13 protein-coding genes are annotated in these 15,882 nt (G+C 73.8%); 4 read left to right on the forward strand and 9 right to left on the reverse strand.

Annotated features, from left to right (window positions below; genetic code table 11):
* Positions 1 to 26 precede the first annotated feature (26 nt).
* The 8 genes from WMF19_RS20795 to WMF19_RS20830 all read right to left on the reverse strand — a co-directional run bounded on the left by WMF19_RS20795 (position 27) and on the right by WMF19_RS20830 (position 8,109).
* A complete protein-coding gene (locus WMF19_RS20795; RefSeq protein ID WP_437900691.1) occupies positions 27 to 506 on the reverse strand; it encodes an ATP-binding protein in 480 nt (159 codons plus the stop codon).
* Positions 503 to 1,087 carry a SpoIIE family protein phosphatase gene (locus WMF19_RS20800; RefSeq protein WP_437900692.1) on the reverse strand — a complete coding sequence of 195 codons (585 nt, stop codon included), beginning with the start codon at positions 1,085 to 1,087 and terminating at the stop codon, positions 503 to 505. The genes WMF19_RS20795 and WMF19_RS20800 overlap by 4 nt, the downstream gene beginning before the upstream one ends.
* Positions 1,084 to 1,869 (reverse strand): anti-sigma regulatory factor, encoded by a 786-nt coding sequence (locus WMF19_RS20805; protein WP_437900693.1) that lies wholly within the window; start codon positions 1,867 to 1,869, stop codon positions 1,084 to 1,086. The genes WMF19_RS20800 and WMF19_RS20805 overlap by 4 nt, the downstream gene beginning before the upstream one ends.
* Positions 1,850 to 2,245 carry an STAS domain-containing protein gene (locus tag WMF19_RS20810; protein WP_157906757.1) on the reverse strand — a complete coding sequence of 132 codons (396 nt, stop codon included), beginning with the start codon at positions 2,243 to 2,245 and terminating at the stop codon, positions 1,850 to 1,852. The genes WMF19_RS20805 and WMF19_RS20810 overlap by 20 nt, the downstream gene beginning before the upstream one ends.
* Before the next feature lie 23 nt (positions 2,246 to 2,268).
* A complete protein-coding gene (locus tag WMF19_RS20815) occupies positions 2,269 to 3,618 on the reverse strand; it encodes an STAS domain-containing protein (protein WP_437900694.1) in 1,350 nt (449 codons plus the stop codon).
* A 593-nt stretch (positions 3,619 to 4,211) separates the two neighbouring features.
* The gene (locus tag WMF19_RS20820) at positions 4,212 to 4,901 is read right to left on the reverse strand and encodes a hypothetical protein (RefSeq protein WP_272099254.1); all 690 of its coding nucleotides are present in this window, start codon (positions 4,899 to 4,901) and stop codon (positions 4,212 to 4,214) included.
* A 223-nt stretch (positions 4,902 to 5,124) separates the two neighbouring features.
* Complete coding sequence (locus WMF19_RS20825; protein WP_437900695.1) at positions 5,125 to 7,530, reverse strand: DEAD/DEAH box helicase; 2,406 nt, start codon at positions 7,528 to 7,530, stop codon at positions 5,125 to 5,127.
* 39 nt (positions 7,531 to 7,569) lie between these two features.
* A complete protein-coding gene (locus WMF19_RS20830) occupies positions 7,570 to 8,109 on the reverse strand; it encodes a hypothetical protein (RefSeq protein WP_437330312.1) in 540 nt (179 codons plus the stop codon).
* A gap of 149 nt (positions 8,110 to 8,258) precedes the next feature.
* Here WMF19_RS20830 and WMF19_RS20835 point away from each other — a divergent pair, with 149 nt between their 5' ends.
* The gene (locus WMF19_RS20835; protein WP_437901653.1) at positions 8,259 to 9,737 is read left to right on the forward strand and encodes a hypothetical protein; all 1,479 of its coding nucleotides are present in this window, start codon (positions 8,259 to 8,261) and stop codon (positions 9,735 to 9,737) included.
* 37 nt (positions 9,738 to 9,774) lie between these two features.
* Here the strand turns inward: WMF19_RS20835 and WMF19_RS20840 are convergent, their stop codons facing one another.
* On the reverse strand, positions 9,775 to 10,713 hold the full coding sequence (locus tag WMF19_RS20840; protein ID WP_437900696.1) for a hypothetical protein: 939 nt from the start codon (positions 10,711 to 10,713) through the stop codon (positions 9,775 to 9,777).
* Positions 10,714 to 10,983: 270 nt separating this feature from the next.
* Here WMF19_RS20840 and WMF19_RS20845 point away from each other — a divergent pair, with 270 nt between their 5' ends.
* The 3 genes from WMF19_RS20845 to WMF19_RS20855 all read left to right on the forward strand — a co-directional run bounded on the left by WMF19_RS20845 (position 10,984) and on the right by WMF19_RS20855 (position 15,871).
* Positions 10,984 to 12,501, forward strand: coding sequence for a TolC family protein (locus WMF19_RS20845; RefSeq protein ID WP_437900697.1), 1,518 nt, complete (start codon positions 10,984 to 10,986; stop codon positions 12,499 to 12,501).
* A gap of 173 nt (positions 12,502 to 12,674) precedes the next feature.
* Positions 12,675 to 14,264 (forward strand): 3,4-dehydroadipyl-CoA semialdehyde dehydrogenase, encoded by a 1,590-nt coding sequence (locus tag WMF19_RS20850; RefSeq protein ID WP_437900698.1) that lies wholly within the window; start codon positions 12,675 to 12,677, stop codon positions 14,262 to 14,264.
* 53 nt (positions 14,265 to 14,317) lie between these two features.
* Positions 14,318 to 15,871, forward strand: coding sequence for a protein kinase domain-containing protein (locus WMF19_RS20855; RefSeq protein ID WP_437900699.1), 1,554 nt, complete (start codon positions 14,318 to 14,320; stop codon positions 15,869 to 15,871).
* Positions 15,872 to 15,882: the final 11 nt, after the last annotated feature.

Here is a 15,882-nt window from a genome sequence, read left to right on the forward strand (position 1 = left end):
CGCCGCGTGGGCGCGCGGGGCGCCGCTTACTTCCACTTGACGGCGATGATCTCGGTGCTGATGCCGGGTGACGAGCGGATGATGACGGAGCTCATCAGCCGATGCACGGCGCCGAGCCCGACGCCGAGCCCCTGACCGGGCATCCTCGGCGTCAGCCGCGCAGAGCTCGACGAGGACGGGCCGCGATCGCTCTTCGGCCCCACCTCCTCGAGCAACGCCAGCTTCGGGTCCAGGCCTGGGCCGGAGTCGCGCACGATCACCTCGACGCCCCACCGGCCACCGCCCGTCTGCGTGTCATCACGGATCGCGCGGATGCTGATGCTCCCCCCGCCGCCGTGGCGCACCGCGTTCGACACGAGCTCGGCGATCGCGATCGCGAGCTCGTGCTGGGCGCGCTCCGAGAGCCCTGCCCAGCGCGCGATGTGCGCGCCCTCGGCCGCGCAGGCGAAGCGATCCTCCTCGCGCGTGACGGGGATGCTGAACGCGGGCGGGGACCTCTGCGTCACGCCGCGCCCCTGTCGCGGACCACGGCGACGACGCACGTCGCGTCGTCGAACGACTTCTTGTGGACGTCGACGATCCGGCGCGCCATCTCCTCGGGATCGAGGTCGCGGAACGCGCCGAGATCGAAGCCGCTGGAGATCCCGTCGGAGTGGAGCAGGACGACGTCGCCGGGCGAGATGGGGAAGCGAAAGCTGCGGAGCCGCCGCACGCGCCGCCCGAGGATCCCCGCCGAGCAGAAGCTCGGCATGGCCGTCCGCGTGATCGCCTTCATCGCGATGTTGCCGACGCCCGAGAACTCGAGCTCGCCCACGCTCTCGTCGATGCGCAGGAGCGCAGCCGCGGCCCCGCGCGTCGACGCGAGCTGCTCCCCTGCCCCGGTCAAGAGATCCTCGATCGGCATCGACGCGTGGTCCTCCACGTACCGGCAGAACGCGGAGGCCGCCTGCGCGGCGTGGGGACCGTGACCGAGCCCGTCGGCGAGGCCGATCAGCACCCAGGGGGACTGTCGGACCACCACCACCTCGTCGCCGGCGATCTCCTCGCCGGCGGCGACGCAGCACGCGGTCCCGATAGCGACCGTCATCCGAGGTACTTCCTGACCGTCACGGTCGTCCCCGCGCCGGGCGCCGTCTTGACGTCGAACGCATCCATCAGCGCCTTCGTACCGCGGAGGCCCGCGCCCATACCGTGACGCGAGCGGTACTTGCCGCTCAGGATCTCCGGCAGGTTCGTGATCCCGGGCCCGTTGTCCTGCGCGATGATCTCGATCGCACGCATCGGCGAGGTGAGCGAGCGGACGACGACCTGTCCGCTGCCCGCGTACCTGACGATGTTGCGCCCGAGCTCGGAGATCGCCGTAACGATCTTCGTCTGCAGGACGTCGCTGACGAGGTGCTCGATGCAGAGCTCGCGGCCGGCTGACCGCGCGCGCAGCACGTCCTCCTCGTTGCGCACGTCGATGGTGATCTCGCGCGGCGCAGGGGCGGCGTGGTCGAGCTCGCCGAGCTCGGAGATACACCGATCGAGCTGCGCCTGGTCGCGGACGAACAGCTTCACCCCGCGCTTCACCTCGACGAGGAGGCGCCGGAGATCGCCCTCGCGCGCGACCATCGGATCGACCTTCGCCTGCCGGATCCCGCAGTCGATGACGCTCTTCCTCACCGCAGGCGAGAGGAACTGCGCCAGCACCGTCTCGATCTGATCGGTGATCGAGCGGCCGACGATCTGCGGAGACGACGGCACGGGGCCGCGCGCCGACTGCGGCGTACCCGGCATGCGCGTCGACACCGGTCCGCTGGACCGGCTCGACGGCGGCCCCGTGGCGCCGCCGCTGGAGGGCGGTCCGTCACGAGGAGGGATCTTCATGCGACACCTCGTTCGTGAGCTCCGGCGGCATCATGTCGTCCTCCGCGGACGGCGCGAGCATCTCGACGGCGCGCTCCAGGTTGAGCGCCGTCACCACGCCAGGGATCTCGAGATCCATCTCCACGAGCGCGATCGCGACCGCGGGGCGCAAGCCGCACACCGCCGTCCGGACGCCCATCAGCCGAGCCGTGAGCGCGATGTCACGGATGGCGCGGGTGAGATAGCTATCGAGAATCTCGACACCGGAGAGGTCGACGATGAGGCCGCGGGGCGATCGCGCTTCGATCGACCCGGTCACGTCGTCGCGCAGCTGCTCCACCTGGCCGTCGGTGAGCCCGCCCTGCACCGAGACGATTAAGTTCCCGAAGAGGCCCACGATGGGGACCCTACCCGCTTGCATCAAGTGGACGTCTCCTTCCTCGCGCTGAGCTGCAGCTGTGTCGTGGTCATTGCACCGCTGCCCGACGGATCGAAGGCGGCCCGTGGGCCGCCAGGGGTGAACGGCTGTCCTGTCTGCTTCTCGTTGTCTTTGGCCGCGCCGCGGCGGGCCCCCATGAGGGACGCGGGCGTCGGCTTCTGGCCGGCGAGCGCCATGCTCTCGCGCAGCGCATGCTTGAGGTTGCGCGCTGCGCGCACGGTGCCGAGGTTGATGCCGAGCTCGACCATCGTCTGCGCGACGGCGGGCCTGACGCCGGTGATCCGACACCGCGCACCGAGCAGCTCGACCGCCTTCATCAGCTTCATGAAATGGTCGGCCGTCCGCGTGTCGATCACCTCGACGCCCGTCACGTCGATGATGACGTAGCGCGACTGGCGGCGGACGATCTCGTCGAGCAGCCGCTCCATGATCTGGGCGCTCCTGCGCGAGTCGACGACGCCGATAATCGGCAGCGCCAGGACGTCGTCCCACAGCTCGAGGATGGGCGTCGAGATCTCGTCGATCGCGTAACGGAGCCGCTCGACGAGCTCGCCCTTGGCGCTCTCGCTCTCCACGAGATCGCGGTTCTTCGCCTCGAGATCCTCGATGAGGCGCTTCTTCTCGGTCGCGTCGCGGAACACGGCGACGGCCCCGGAGATCGACCCGTCCTTGCCCCGCATCGGGCTGGCGCTGACCGTCAGGAACAGGCCGGACACCGGTCCGTGCTCGATGCGCGGCTCGGTGAACAGCGAAGGCACGCGGACCGACCGCGGCTCGACATCGTCCCCCTGCGGCCCCGCGGTGGGCGCGAGGGTCGGCATCGCGCCGCCCGCCACACCGTTGGATCGACGGGCGATCCGCGCGTCCTGGTCGGCGGACTTCCTCGCGAAGAGCTCGACCTGATCGACCGTCTCGCCGCGCAGCGCGCGCGACAGCGGGTGCTCGGACATCGGCCAGGGGGTCGCGCGATCGGGGAAGAACAGCGTGGCGTCGCCGGGCCCCACGTCGTCCCCCGAGGTGAGGTCGAGCGGCGCGCGGCCGAGCATGTGCTCCGCGGCCGGGTTGCGCATCAGGAGCTCGCCCCTGTCGTCAACGACGGCGACGCCGTCCGCCATGCTGTCGAGCACGAGCTTGAAGATGCCAGCCTGTCGCCGCAGCTCCTCGTCCGATCGGGCCAGCTGCTCGCCGCGCTCGCGCGCCTCGCGCGTCGCCCGGTCGAGCTGCGCGGCCTGCTCCTTCGCCGCGCGCTCGTGCCCCTCGATCTGCTGCTCGAGCGTCGCGATGCGCTCCGTGAGCCTCGCAATCTCTTGCCGCAGAGCTTCTTCGCTCATCGCGAACTCCCCGTCGTAAGCCCGCGCGCGCCGTGCGTGGCGCTAGGCAGCGCGTCCCTCCGGTGCGCGGCGCGGCGGATCCCCTTGCAGGATCGCTCCACATGCGCGTGCCGGGAGGATGAGCCGCGCGGGCCAAACGAGACGGCCGCGGAGAGCGCGTGGCTCTTCGCCGTCCTGTCCGTCCTTTGCACGCTCGTGACGCTCATTTCTTCTCCTCGCAGGGTGCCCTGTCCCGAGCGGGGACCGTGTCCAGCACCAGTCGAGAAACACAGCTTATCGCCAACCGGGCAACCCACCGTCAAGCTTCGCGTCTGCCATGCGTGTCGCTTGTGGCGACGGCATCCACCGTCGCCCAGCCGAGGTAGCCCGTGTCCGCACAACTGCGCCCGTGCCCCGCGTCACGATCGACCACGCCAGCAGCAGCCTATGCCGCGTCGCAGCGCAGCCGAGCTCGGTCGGCGCGCACCTTCTGCTTCCGCTCCTCGGATGTGCGGATGGAGAGGGCCGGAGCTCACGTGAGGTTCCCCCCATGCGACGCGGGCTGTTCACCAGCGCGGATCGCGTGACCGGAGCCACGCGCGGGACGACCGAACTCAATCGCCGAGGCTCTGACGCTCGCGAGCGCGCCGTCGCTTGGCCTTGCGCTTCGAGTCGGCCGGGCGCTGAGGGTCCGGGCCGCTCTCGCCCGTGGTCGGAGCGCCCGCGTCGAGCCAGCGCCACAGCGCCATCTGATCCGCGGTCGCCCCGTGACGGATGGCGCGCTTCAAGATCTTCTTGGCGAGCACCAGCTTGCCGCATCGGGCGAGCGCGTGCGCGTAGCTCGCGGCGATGTCGGCCTCGCCTGTCTGCGCCTCGGTGGCCTGCGCCAGGAGCGGCAAGGCGTCGTGCGGGCGGTTCAGCGCGACGTCGTAGAGGTGCCCCAGGTTGTGCGCGTACCACGGGTTCTCGGGCACGATGGCCAGCGCGCGCTCGTAGGCGCGCGCGGCGTAGCGGTAGTTGCCGAGCAGCGACTGCGCCAGGCCGAGCACCGCCCAGGCGCCGTCGTCCTCCTCGTGGAACTGCAGCACGCGGCGCGCGAAGAGCGCGGCGCGCCACGGATCGTGCTCCACGCCCATCTCCGCGAGGTGGCGGTGCGCGTAGAGCCACGGCTCGCTCCCGGGCGACGTCGCGCGGGCCAGGCGCGCGAGCAGCGGGAGAACCCTGTCCGCGTCGAGCTTGTCAGCAAGCGCTCGATCGATGTCCCGTCGAAGCCGGTCGATGTCCTCCGCTCCACTGCGCCCCATCCCTTCCGTGATACGACCAGTGGGCGAGCTTGGCTAGCGCGTTGCGCGCCGAGAGGCGACGCCTGGACGACGTCGCACGCAAGCCCTCACCGACGTACCATCGACGTGCGCCGGCGGGCGGTGTCTTGCGCGGCGCGGAACCGCGCGAAACGCCGCGTGGAGCCCGCTCCGCCGCCATGTGGCGGCGGACCGACGCTCTCGCGACGATTCGCACGACCCGCGCTCAGGCGTCCTCCGCCACCTCTTCGGCGCTTGACGTGCGCTCACGAGCCTGCTCCGCGCGCGCCTCCTTGCCCGCGATCGTCGCGCCGTTCAGCGTGGCCACGACCCGCGCGAGCTCGGCCTTCGGGACGCTGACGAACGCGTTGCGCTCGCGCACCCGGATGCGCCGGATGTCCCCCTTGGCCATCCCGCCCCGCTCGATGAGCGCGCGCTGGAAATCCGCCGCGCGCGCGCCGTCGCGGCGGCCGAGGTTGATGAAGACCTCGACGAACTCTCCGTCCGCCTCGTCGCGCGCGGGCTCGGCGCGCGGCGCTTCGCCGGCCTCGTCGCTCTCGATCTCGACCGCGGCCTCGCCGGGGGCCGACGGCACGGCGCCGCTCGCGCGCTCTCGATCGCCGCCGCGCGACACAGGCGAGCCGGGCGCCGGCGACGGAGGCTCGCCGAGGATCGGCTCGTCGTCGCCCTCCTCTTCGGGCGGCTGCCACATGGTGAAGTCGGCGTGGCGCGAGAACGGCTGTCCCGCCGCGCCGCCGTGAGGCTTGCCCGGCGCGGCGCCGGCGGCGCCAGCGCCGCGGCGCGCCGACAGCAGCGTCGCGGCAGGCCTTTCGCGCAGGCGCTCCGGGCCGCGGCCCGACCCGCCCTCGCCTCGCGGCGGCTCGATCCGCATCAGCGGCTCCGGCCGCGTGAGCGGCTCGACCGAGACGGGGCCGTCGTCGCGCGCCCGCGCCCCCTCGGGCCGGCGGGGCTCTTCCCCCCCGGGCGCGTCCGCGCCGCGAGGGCCTCGCCGCCCCTCGTCCCGGCGGAGGCGCAGCGATCGCCGATCGCGCTCCCGCCCCCTGTCACGATCGCCCTCGCGCGCGAGCTCGCTGCGCTCCGTCTCGGGCGAGCGCGGCTCGGCCGAGTCGGCCGCGCGGGGGGTCGCGTCCCGCGCTGCCCGCCCGCGCGCCGCCGGCTCGGGCTTGGTCGACGGATCCGTGCCGCGCCCCTCGCTGTCGCGCGCCGCCGCGCGCTGCGGCTGCTGGGCGCGCCGCGCGGCGCTCGCCTCCTCTTGCGCCGTCGGCCGCGCGCCGAGGTGATCGCGCAGGAGGCCCGCCACGATCGCCTCGGCCTGGTCGTGCGTGAGCAGCCGGCGCGCGAGCGAGAGATCGTCGCGGTGCGTGCCCTTCGACAGGAACGCCTCGGCGAGCATCGCCACGAGATCGGCCTCGGCGCGCGTCTTGAGCTCCCCCTCCGTGGGGAGCTGCTTCTCGAGCGGGCGGATCTTGTACGTCAGCCGGAGGATGTAGAGCGGCCCGACGTCCTGCGGCGTGATCAGCGCGATCGCCGTGCCGGTGCGGCCCGCGCGGCCGGTGCGGCCGGTGCGGTGCACGTACGCCTCGGCGTCCTGCGGGAAGTCGTAGTTGATGACGTGCGTGAGGTGCGAGATGTCGATGCCGCGCGCGGCCACGTCGGTGGCGACGAGGAAGCGCAGGCGCCCCTCGCGCGTCGCGCTCATCACCTTCTCGCGATCGGACTGCGGCAGATCGCCGTTCAGCCAGTCGGCGTCGTAGCCCTGGCGCTTCAGCGCCCCGGCGACCGCCTCGGTCTCGTCCTTGGTGTTGCAGAAGACGACCGCGTTCTCGGGGTTCTCGACCTCGATGATGCGGACGAGGGAGGTCAGCTTGTCGCCCGTGATCAGGTAGACGAAGTGCTGGATCTGGAGCGCGCCGACGGCGTCGCCCGAGAGGGTGATGAACTCGGGCGACCGCAGCTTGCTGCGCGCGATGCGCTCGATGTCGGGCGGGAGCGTCGCCGAGAACAGGAGCGTCTGCCGCTCCGGCGGCAGCTCGGCGAGGATCGCGGTGAGCTCGCGCTCGAAGCCCATCGAGAGCATCTCGTCGCACTCGTCGAGCACGAGCAGCCGGATGTGCTTGGCGACGATGGTCCCGCGACGCAGGTGGTCGAGCACGCGGCCCGGCGTGCCGACGATGACCTGCGCGCCCGCGGCGAGCGCGTCGATCTGCCGCTGCATCGGCGCGCCGCCGTACACGGCGACCACCTTGATGCCCTTGCGCTTGCCGAGGCGCTCGACCTCCGCCGAGACCTGGAGCGCGAGTTCCCGCGTCGGGCACAGCGCGAGCACCTGCGCCTGAGCGAGCGAGCGCTTCACGGCGTGATCGACGATCGGGAGCCCGAACGCCGCCGTCTTGCCGGTGCCGGTGCGCGCCTGCACGACGGCGTCGCGCCCGCGCGTCACCGGCTCCCAGACGGCGAGCTGCACCGGCGTCGGGTGGACGTAGCCAATCTCCGCGAGGGTCTCGCGCAGCTCGGACGACAGGGGCAGCACATCGAAGGTAGGCGGCGGCTGGGGCTTGTCGCCGGTCTGCGCTTCACCCGCCACTGCGGCAGGGGGAGAAGGAACGGTCATGTCGGTCATATCGTCCTGCGTGATCGCCGCGTCGGGGTATTATCTCGGGGACGCGGGCCCAAGCTGGCCATCGACGATCGCCCGGACCCGCCGCCGCAGCGGAGCCAGATCGCCTGCCTCGCGCCGCGCTGCGTGCTCCTCCGCATAGCGGAGCCGCTCGATGGCGTCGAGAGCGCGCTCGTTGTCCTCAGAGCCCCGGCACGAGGCGGCCACCCCGTCCCGGTAAGTCCACGCCGGAGCGAGCGTGCTCCTGAACCGGGCGAGGGCGGCGTCCTCCCCGTCGGTCCCGGGGGCGGCCTCCCTGGCGCGCTCGACGGCCCGGACGAGCGCCAGGAGGCCCTCCTCGCAGCTCGCGTAGGGCGACGGCGCGGCCGACAGAAAGAAGACCTGCCGGATCAGCTGGAGGGTGCACGAGGTGATGATGAGCGCGGCGAAGCTGTAGTACGCGACCAGGGCGATGCGCCGGCCACGGGCGCGGGGCCCACCAGGGCGGCGCCGCGCTCCAGGAGGGCGCGCTCGCGCCTCGGTCCCTGGCACGGCCGGGGCGGGAGCGATGGGCGCGGGAGCTTGAGCGGGCATGAGAGCTGCGATTCCTCGGGCGGGCTGGGGTGCGCGGCCGCCGCCGGTCGGGCTCCGCTTCTGCGGTCCCTTCCTTGCGGGCCAGTGCTATCACCTCGCCGCGGGCGCGACGAGATGCTGTTGGACGGGAGCAGCGCGAGGTGACCGACATGACCGCGGCGCTCCGCATCATCGCCCGCCGATCCGCTGCGGCGCTCTCCGCGCTGGCCCTCCTCCTGGGCCTCCCCGGGGCCGCGCTGGCTCAGCCGCTCCAGGACAACGCCTACACCATCGACCTCTTCCAGGGGCCCATCCTGGCGCCGCTGCGCGTGACCGGGATCGCCGGCGCTTACGCCGGCTACGCCGAGGGGATCGCCGGCATGGTCGCCAACGCCGCGGCGCCCGCGCTCCGCGAGCCGTTCAGCATGCGCTGGTTCGAGTGGGACGTGGCCGCGTCGATCTCGCTGCCCATCGAGCTCTTCGAGAACAACGACTTCGACAACAGCGGCGACATCGATCTCGATTACTCGAATTTCGTGTACCTGACCCTCGGCGGCCAGCTCCAGGCGGGCGACTTCGGCGTCGGGGTCAACGCCGAGCTGCAGCGGTACTCCCTGACGGACGAGGCCGGCGCCGAGACCACGGTCGTGATCGGCAAGTACCATTTCCTCGGCGGCGTCCGCCTCCTCGGCGACGCGCTCGTGCTGGGCGCCGGCGCGCGCGCGGTGACGCTCAACCTCGGCGCCGAGCAGACCGACCTGACCATCGCGGGCATCTCCCCGGAGCTCGGGGTGCTCGTGCGCCCCGACTGGGCCTCCTACCGCCTCGGCGCCACGTTCCGCTTCCCGGTGAACGGCGGCGGCTTGCTCGGCGAGGGCGTGGTGATGGACGGGAAGGTCCGCCGCGCCGGCGGGCTGATCCTGCCGAACGAGGTGGTCCTCCCCTGGGAGCTCGAGGTCGGGCTCGCGGTGCAGGTCGGACCGCGCCCGCTCAACCCGGCGTGGATCGATCCGCACGTGCAGGAGCGGGAGCTCCGCGAGGCCGTCGCGCGCAGGCAGGCCGCGCGGGAGGAGCGGAGGGAGCGCGAGCTCGGCGCCATCCACGACCCGGAGGAGCGCGCGCGGCGCGAGCGCGTCTTCACGATGGAACGGGCGCGCGAGCGCGCCGCCGACGAGCGCGAGCTCGCCGCGGGGCCGGCCGTCCTCGAGGCGGAGCGGCGCGCCCGCTACTGGAACTGGCCGCGCGAGCACCTGCTCATCACGGCGGAGCTCCTCGTCACGGGCCCTGTGTCGAACGGGGTGAGCCTGGAGCGCTTCCTGGCGCAGAAGCAGCCCGGGAGCGAGCACGGCCCGTCGGCGGTGGGCACCTCGGGCGCGCACGTGAGCTTCTCGCCGCGGTTCGGGATCGAGACGGAGCCGATCCCGGGCCGCGTGCACACGCGGTTCGGCAGCTACTACGAGCCGAACCGCTTCGGGCGCCTGGGGGGCGGGCGTGTCGGCCGGCAGCACTTCACGTTCGGCGCGGACGTCCGCGTGCTGTCGACGACCTTCTGGGGCCTGGTCCCCGACACCGCCTTGACGCTGCAGGCGTCCATGGATTTCGCGCCTCGCTACGACAGCGTGAGCGCCGGCATCGGCGTCTGGCACTGAGCGCCGCGCCGCCGCTCACGCGCAGATCACGCGCCCATCACGCTGACAACGTGCGGCGGTGCTGCTCCGCGAGCAGCACGCGGAGGTGGCTCATCCGGGCGGGGTCGCGCTTGCCGAACTCGTCGAGCGCCGCGGCGACCGCGACCGGAGCGCCGCCGCGGGGCTCCTTCCGGAGCGCCCTCGCCGCCAGCGCGAGCGCGCGGGGGCACAGCACCTCCTCGATGCAGAGCCGCGCGGGCGGCGGCCGCCACGCGGCGTCGCGGTAGCCCCCCGGCGGCGAGGGCTCCGCGAGGAGCGCGAGGCCGTCCGCCTTCGCTTGCAGCGCCGAGAGGATCTCGCGCTCGATCGCGCTGCCCTCCTCGCGGTCGCCGCAGCGCTCGATCGTGAACATCGGCATGGCCGCGCCGCGCCGCGCGGCGCCGAGCCAGCCCTTCCGCCAGCGCACCGCCGTGGCCCTGCTGATGGTCGCCTCGCCGCGCGCGACGAGGCCGGTGAAGGCGCTGAGCATCAGCACCTCGAACGGCGAGAACGCGTCGCCGCCCTTGGCACCCGCGATGCGCGAGAGGTTCGCGGCGACGACGGGGAGCCCCGCCTCGATCGCGTCCGAGGAACAGAAGAGCGTCGAGCCCGCGCTCGTCGGGTGGAACCCCGTCAGGCTCACGCCCTCGCCGGCGCCGTACCACCCGAGGAGCGTGCGCACGCTCCCCCGGCGGGCGCCGTCGGCCGAGCAGTAAGCCCACGTCGTGCCCCAGAGATCGAACAGCGACCGCACGATCCACCGCGCGAGCCTCGCGCCGAGCAGGACGCTCGCGGCGAACAGCGCCGCGGCCGGCAGGGAGTCGTCCGCGGCCCCGGCCAGGCCCGAGAGGAGCAACCCGTAGAGCGCCGTGTACGCGAGCAGCAGCCCGCTCGTGATCGCGCTCAGGAACAGCTCGATCTTCGGCGACGCGCCCCGCGGCTCGGACCGCCGCCACACGGCGCGGTGAGGCGGCTCGCCGCAACGAGCGCAGGGGTCCGCGGGGCCGCATCGCCGCCGCGTCCCGCAGCCGAGGCAGATGTCGATCGGGGGCAACCGGCTTGGCATCGGTGGTCCAGAATAGTGGCGCATCCGCGTTTCGTCGCCACGACCGTGACCCACGGCGGGGGCTCGCCGCGCCCACGGTTTCGCACACGCGCACAGGGCGGGAGCGCGCCCCTGCCCGCTTCGGGCTTGTCGTCGCGCCCTGTCCGGCGCATCGAGTCGCGCATGCTCCATCGCCGGCTCCGCATGGTCGCTGTCAGCCACCTCGCCGTCCTCGCCCTGTGCCAAGGCGTCGCCCTCGCGCAGCCGGCGCCCCCCCAGGGTCGACCGGGCCAGCAGGCTCAGGCGCGGCCGGGCCAGCGGGCGCCCGCAGCAGCCCCAGCGGCGGCGCCCCCGACGGCGGCCGCCGCGCCGGCGGCGATGCCGCAGCGCATCGAGGTGAACGACCCGGCGCTCGCGCCGCTCCCCCCGCCGGCGCGCACGCTGGCGAGCTGGAACGACGCGCGCGCGATGATCGAGCAGCGGTCGGTCGACTTCGCCATCGCCGTGCAGGAGGTCGCCCGCGCCGAGGGGGTCGCGCGGCGGGCGCTCGCGGCGGCGCTCCCGAGCCTCGACGCGCGCGGTGATGTGAATCACAAGCTGGCGGGCGGCAGCGCCGAGCGTCTCCCGTCGGGCTTCGTGCCCCCCCCCGAGGATCCGTCGGGCGCGCGCCAGGATATCGAGATTGCTCCGACGACCCTCACGGCGTCGCTCACGCTCCGTCAGCCCGTCCTCGCCCCGCGCGCCTGGTACGGCATCGGCACCGCCAGGCGCTCGGTGGACGTCGCCAGGCTGAGCCTGGAGGATCGCCGCCGCATCACCGTCGGCGCCGCGGCGGACGCCGTCGTCTCGATCGTCACGGCCGAGCGGGTCAGCGAGATCAACCGGGTCGGCCTGCGCAGCGCGCTCGAGCGGCTCGAGCTGACCCGGCGGCGCGAGCGGCTCGGCACCGGCACGAAGCTCGATGTCGTCCGCGCGGAGCAGGACGTCGCGCTCGCCCGCGCGACGCTCGTGTCCGGCGACGAGGCGCTGCGCAAGGCGCGGGAGGCGCTCGGGGCCGTGCTGGGCGAGCGCGGCGAGGTCGGCGTCCCGCAGGGCTTCTCGCTGAACGCGATCGCGGCGGAGGTGCAGTCGCAGTGCGCCGAGGCGCGCTCGGATCAGCGCGCCGACGTCCGCGCCGCCCGGGCCGAGCTCGAGATCGCGGAGCGCAACCTCACCGACGCGAAGCTCGCGTTCGCCCCGTACGTCGATCTGTCGAGCACGCTGAGCGCTCAGACCTCGCTCGGGGACGAGTCCACCCGCCGGGCGCGGTCCTGGGGGTGGTCCATCGGCGCCGTGCTCACCGTCCCCCTCTGGGACGGCGGGGCGCGCTACGGCGATCTCGAGATCAACCGGGCCGTGGTCGAGCAGCAGCGGGTTCGCCTCGGGGCGGTGGAGCGCACCGCGGGGCTCGAGACGACGCAGGCGGTCCGGGGCGTCGCCGTCGCCGAGCAGGCGCGCGCGGTCGCCGAGCAGTCGCGCGACCTCGCGCGCGAGACCGCGCGCCTCACGCAGGTCGCGTTCGAGGCCGGCACCGCGACGAGCTTCGATCTTGTCGAGTCCGGCCGCAGGCAGCGCGAGGCCGAGCTCGATCTCGCGGTGAAGGAGTTCGAGGTGGTGAAGGCGAAGATCACGGCGCTGCTCTCGTCCGCCTCGTGCAGATGAGGTGCGCGCAGGACGTGCGCGCGCCGAGCGCGGCCGCGACCCGGCGCGCACCGAGCGCGACCGCAGCGCCGAGCGCGGCCGCGACCCGGCGCGCGCCGAGCGCGACCGCAGCGCCGCGCGCCGCCCGGCGCGGGGGTTGTGCCGAGCGACCGCGCGAGTAGGCTACGCGCCCGATGGAGCGGCTCGAGAGCTACGTCCAAGGTCAGTGGCGCGCCGGCCAGGGCGCGCCGCACGTGCTCGTCAACCCCGCGACCGAGGAGCCGCTCGCCGAGACGAGCACGGACGGCCTCGACCTCGCGGCCGCGGCCGCGTTCGCGCGCGCCGAGGGCGGACCCGCGCTCCGCGCGCTCACGTTCGCGGAGCGCGGCGAGCTGCTCCGCGCCATGTCGCGCGCCGCGCACGCCGAGCGCGACGCGCTCATCGACGTCGCCATCCGCAACGGCGGCAACACGCGCGGCGACGCCAAGTTCGACGTCGACGGCGCGATCGGCACGCTCGCCTACTACGCCGACCTCGGCGCCCAGCTCGGCGACGCGCGGCTGCTCACGGACGGCGACGGCGTGCAGCTCGGGCGCTCGCCGCGCTTCTTCGGCCAGCACATCCTCGTCCCGCGCCCCGGCGTCGCAGTGCACATCAACGCCTTCAACTTCCCCGCGTGGGGGCTCGCGGAGAAGGCCGCCTGCGCGCTCCTCGCGGGGATGCCCGCCATCACGAAGCCCGCGACCAGCACCGCGCTCGTCGCGCTCCGGCTGATGAAGATCTTCACCGAGCGCGCCCCGCTGCCGCGCGGCGCGCTCTCCTTCGTCGCCGGCCCGCCTGGCGATCTCCTCGCGCACCTCGGCGGCGAGGACGTCCTCGCCTTCACCGGATCGAGCGCCACCGGCGCCGCGCTCCGGCTCATGCCGGGCCTCGCGCGGGAGGGCGTCCGCGTGAACGTCGAGGCCGACAGCCTGAACGGCGCCGTCCTCGGCCCCGACGCCGCCCCCGGCTCCGAGACGTACGCGATGTTCCTGCGCGACGTCGTGCGCGACATCACCCAGAAGGCCGGCCAGAAGTGCACGGCGATCCGCCGCATCTTCGCGCCCGCGGCCGTCGTCGACGCCGTGCGCGACGACCTCGTCGACCGCCTCCGCGACGCGCGGGTCGGCGATCCCACGCAGGACGGCGTCACGGTCGGTCCGCTGACCACGGCCGACCAGCTCCGTGGCGTGCGCGCGGGCATCGAGCGCCTGGCCGCGGATGCCGCGGTGGCGCTTGGCGGCGCCGGGCCCTTCGAAGCGATCGGGGTGCCCCCGGGCAAGGGGTACTTCGTGCCGCCGACGCTGCTCGTCGCGAGCGGCCCCGACGGCGCGCCCGCCGCGCACGAGCACGAGGTCTTCGGCCCCGTCGCCACGCTCTTCCCGTACGACGGCGGCGCGGCGCACGCCGTGGCGCTGCTGCGCCGGGGCCGCGGGAGCCTCGTCTGCTCCGTCTACAGCGACGACCGCGCCTTCGCGGCGGAGGTGCTGCTCGGCGTCGCGCCGTACCACGGCCGCGTCCTGCTCGGCAGCGAGAAGATCGCCGATCAGGCGCCAGGCCCGGGCACCGTCCTCCCTCAGACGATCCACGGCGGCCCAGGGCGCGCCGGCGGCGGCGAGGAGCTCGGCGGCCTGCGCGGGCTCCATTTCTACTCGCAGCGCACCGCCGTGCAGGGGTCGCGGCCGGTCCTGGAGGCGATCCTCGGAGCGAAGGGCGAGCCCCGCCCCGCGCCGGCGAAGCCGTAGATCGCGAAGGCCGGGGTAGCTCTTTCCGTGGACTTTATGGTGAAGTCTCGCCCATGAGCGCCGGCCCGCAACTCATCGGCAAGACGATCGCAGGGCGCTTCCGCGTCACCGGGTTCATCGGCGAGGGCGCGATGGCGGCGGTCTACCGCGGCGAGCAGGACGCGGAGCCGCGCGACGTCGCCATCAAGATCATGCACCCGCAGCTGCTCGGCGACGAGACGTTCGTCACCCGCTTCTACCGGGAGGCGAAGGCGGCGTCGCGCCTCCACCACCCGAACACGGTGCAGATCCTCGACTCGGGCGTGGAAGGGCACCTGCCGTACATCGTGATGGAGCTCGTCGCCGGGCAGGACCTGTTCGAGGTCCTGCTCGCCGAGCGCCGCTTCTCCGAGGCCCGCGCCGCGCGGTTCCTGATCGGCATCACCGACGCCCTCGCCGCGGCCCACGCGCGCGGCATCGTGCACCGCGATCTCAAGCCCGAGAACGTGATGGTCGTGCGGGATCCGGCGGATCCGTCGGTCGAGCGCGTGAAGGTGCTCGACTTCGGGATCGCGAAGATGGTCGAGAGGAACGGCCGGTCCGGCGACGACGGGCCGAACAGCGCGCCCATCAGCGTCTGGGGCTCGGTCACCACGGTCGGCGTGGTCGTCGGCACGCCCGCGTACATGTCCCCGGAGCAGTGCCGCGGCGACGTCATCGACGGGCGCAGCGACGTGTACGCGTGCGGGGTGCTCCTGTTCCTGCTCGTCACGGGCCGGCTCCCCTTCCCGCCGACGGCCGCCGCGTGGGAGGTGGCGATGGATCACCTCCGGAAGCCGCCGCCCGCGCCGAGCCAGTTCCTGCCGCAGATCCACCCTGCCCTCGAGGCGATCATCCTCACCGCGCTCGCGAAGTGGCCGAACCAGCGCCAGCAGAGCGCGGCCGAGCTGCGCGACGAGCTCGAGCGGCTCCTCCCCCACCTGCCTTCCGCGCTGCTCCCGGCCGCCCGGACGAGCGCGCCCGAGGACGCTCCGACCCTTGAGGTGGCGATGCCGCCGTCGCTCCGGAGCTCCATGACGGCCGCGCCGCCGATGCGCGAGGGCGACATGCCGCCGCCGGCGCAGCGGGGCGAGGCGCTGGCGAAATCCGTGTTCCGCGAGGCGCCGCTGACGGAAGGGCCGCCGTCGAGCGCGATCCTGTCGCTCGCCGCGACGCTCCCTGGCGTCGCCCTCCCGCGCGAGGCGCCGGCCGGACCGACGTCGGACGACCTCTCGCGCACGCTCCCGGCGGTGCGGCGGCTCGTCGCGCCGACGAGCGATCCGCCGGCGAGCGACGTCGTGATCCACGATCGCAAGGCCTTCGGGCCGCTCTTCCCCGCCGCGGGCGCCCGCGCGCCGTCCCCCCGGCCGGACGCGCCGCGAGGCGCCGGCGCGACCGCCGCCGCGCCGCCACGGCCGCCCTCGCGGTCCTCGGCCGAGAGCGTCATCGAGATCGCGCCGGCGCCGGTCCGGCGCGACCGCCGCCCGCCGGCGCGCCCGACGGACCTGTGGATGGTCAAGCTCGTGGTGCCGCTGGCGCTGGTGATCGGGCTGGCGCTCGGGGTGCTCGCCTTCTTCCTGAGCCGCTGACGCCTCGCGCG

It is taken from the genome of Sorangium sp. So ce124 (assembly GCF_051525235.1).
GTDB classification, from domain to species: domain Bacteria; phylum Myxococcota_A; class Polyangia; order Polyangiales; family Polyangiaceae; genus Sorangium; species Sorangium atrum.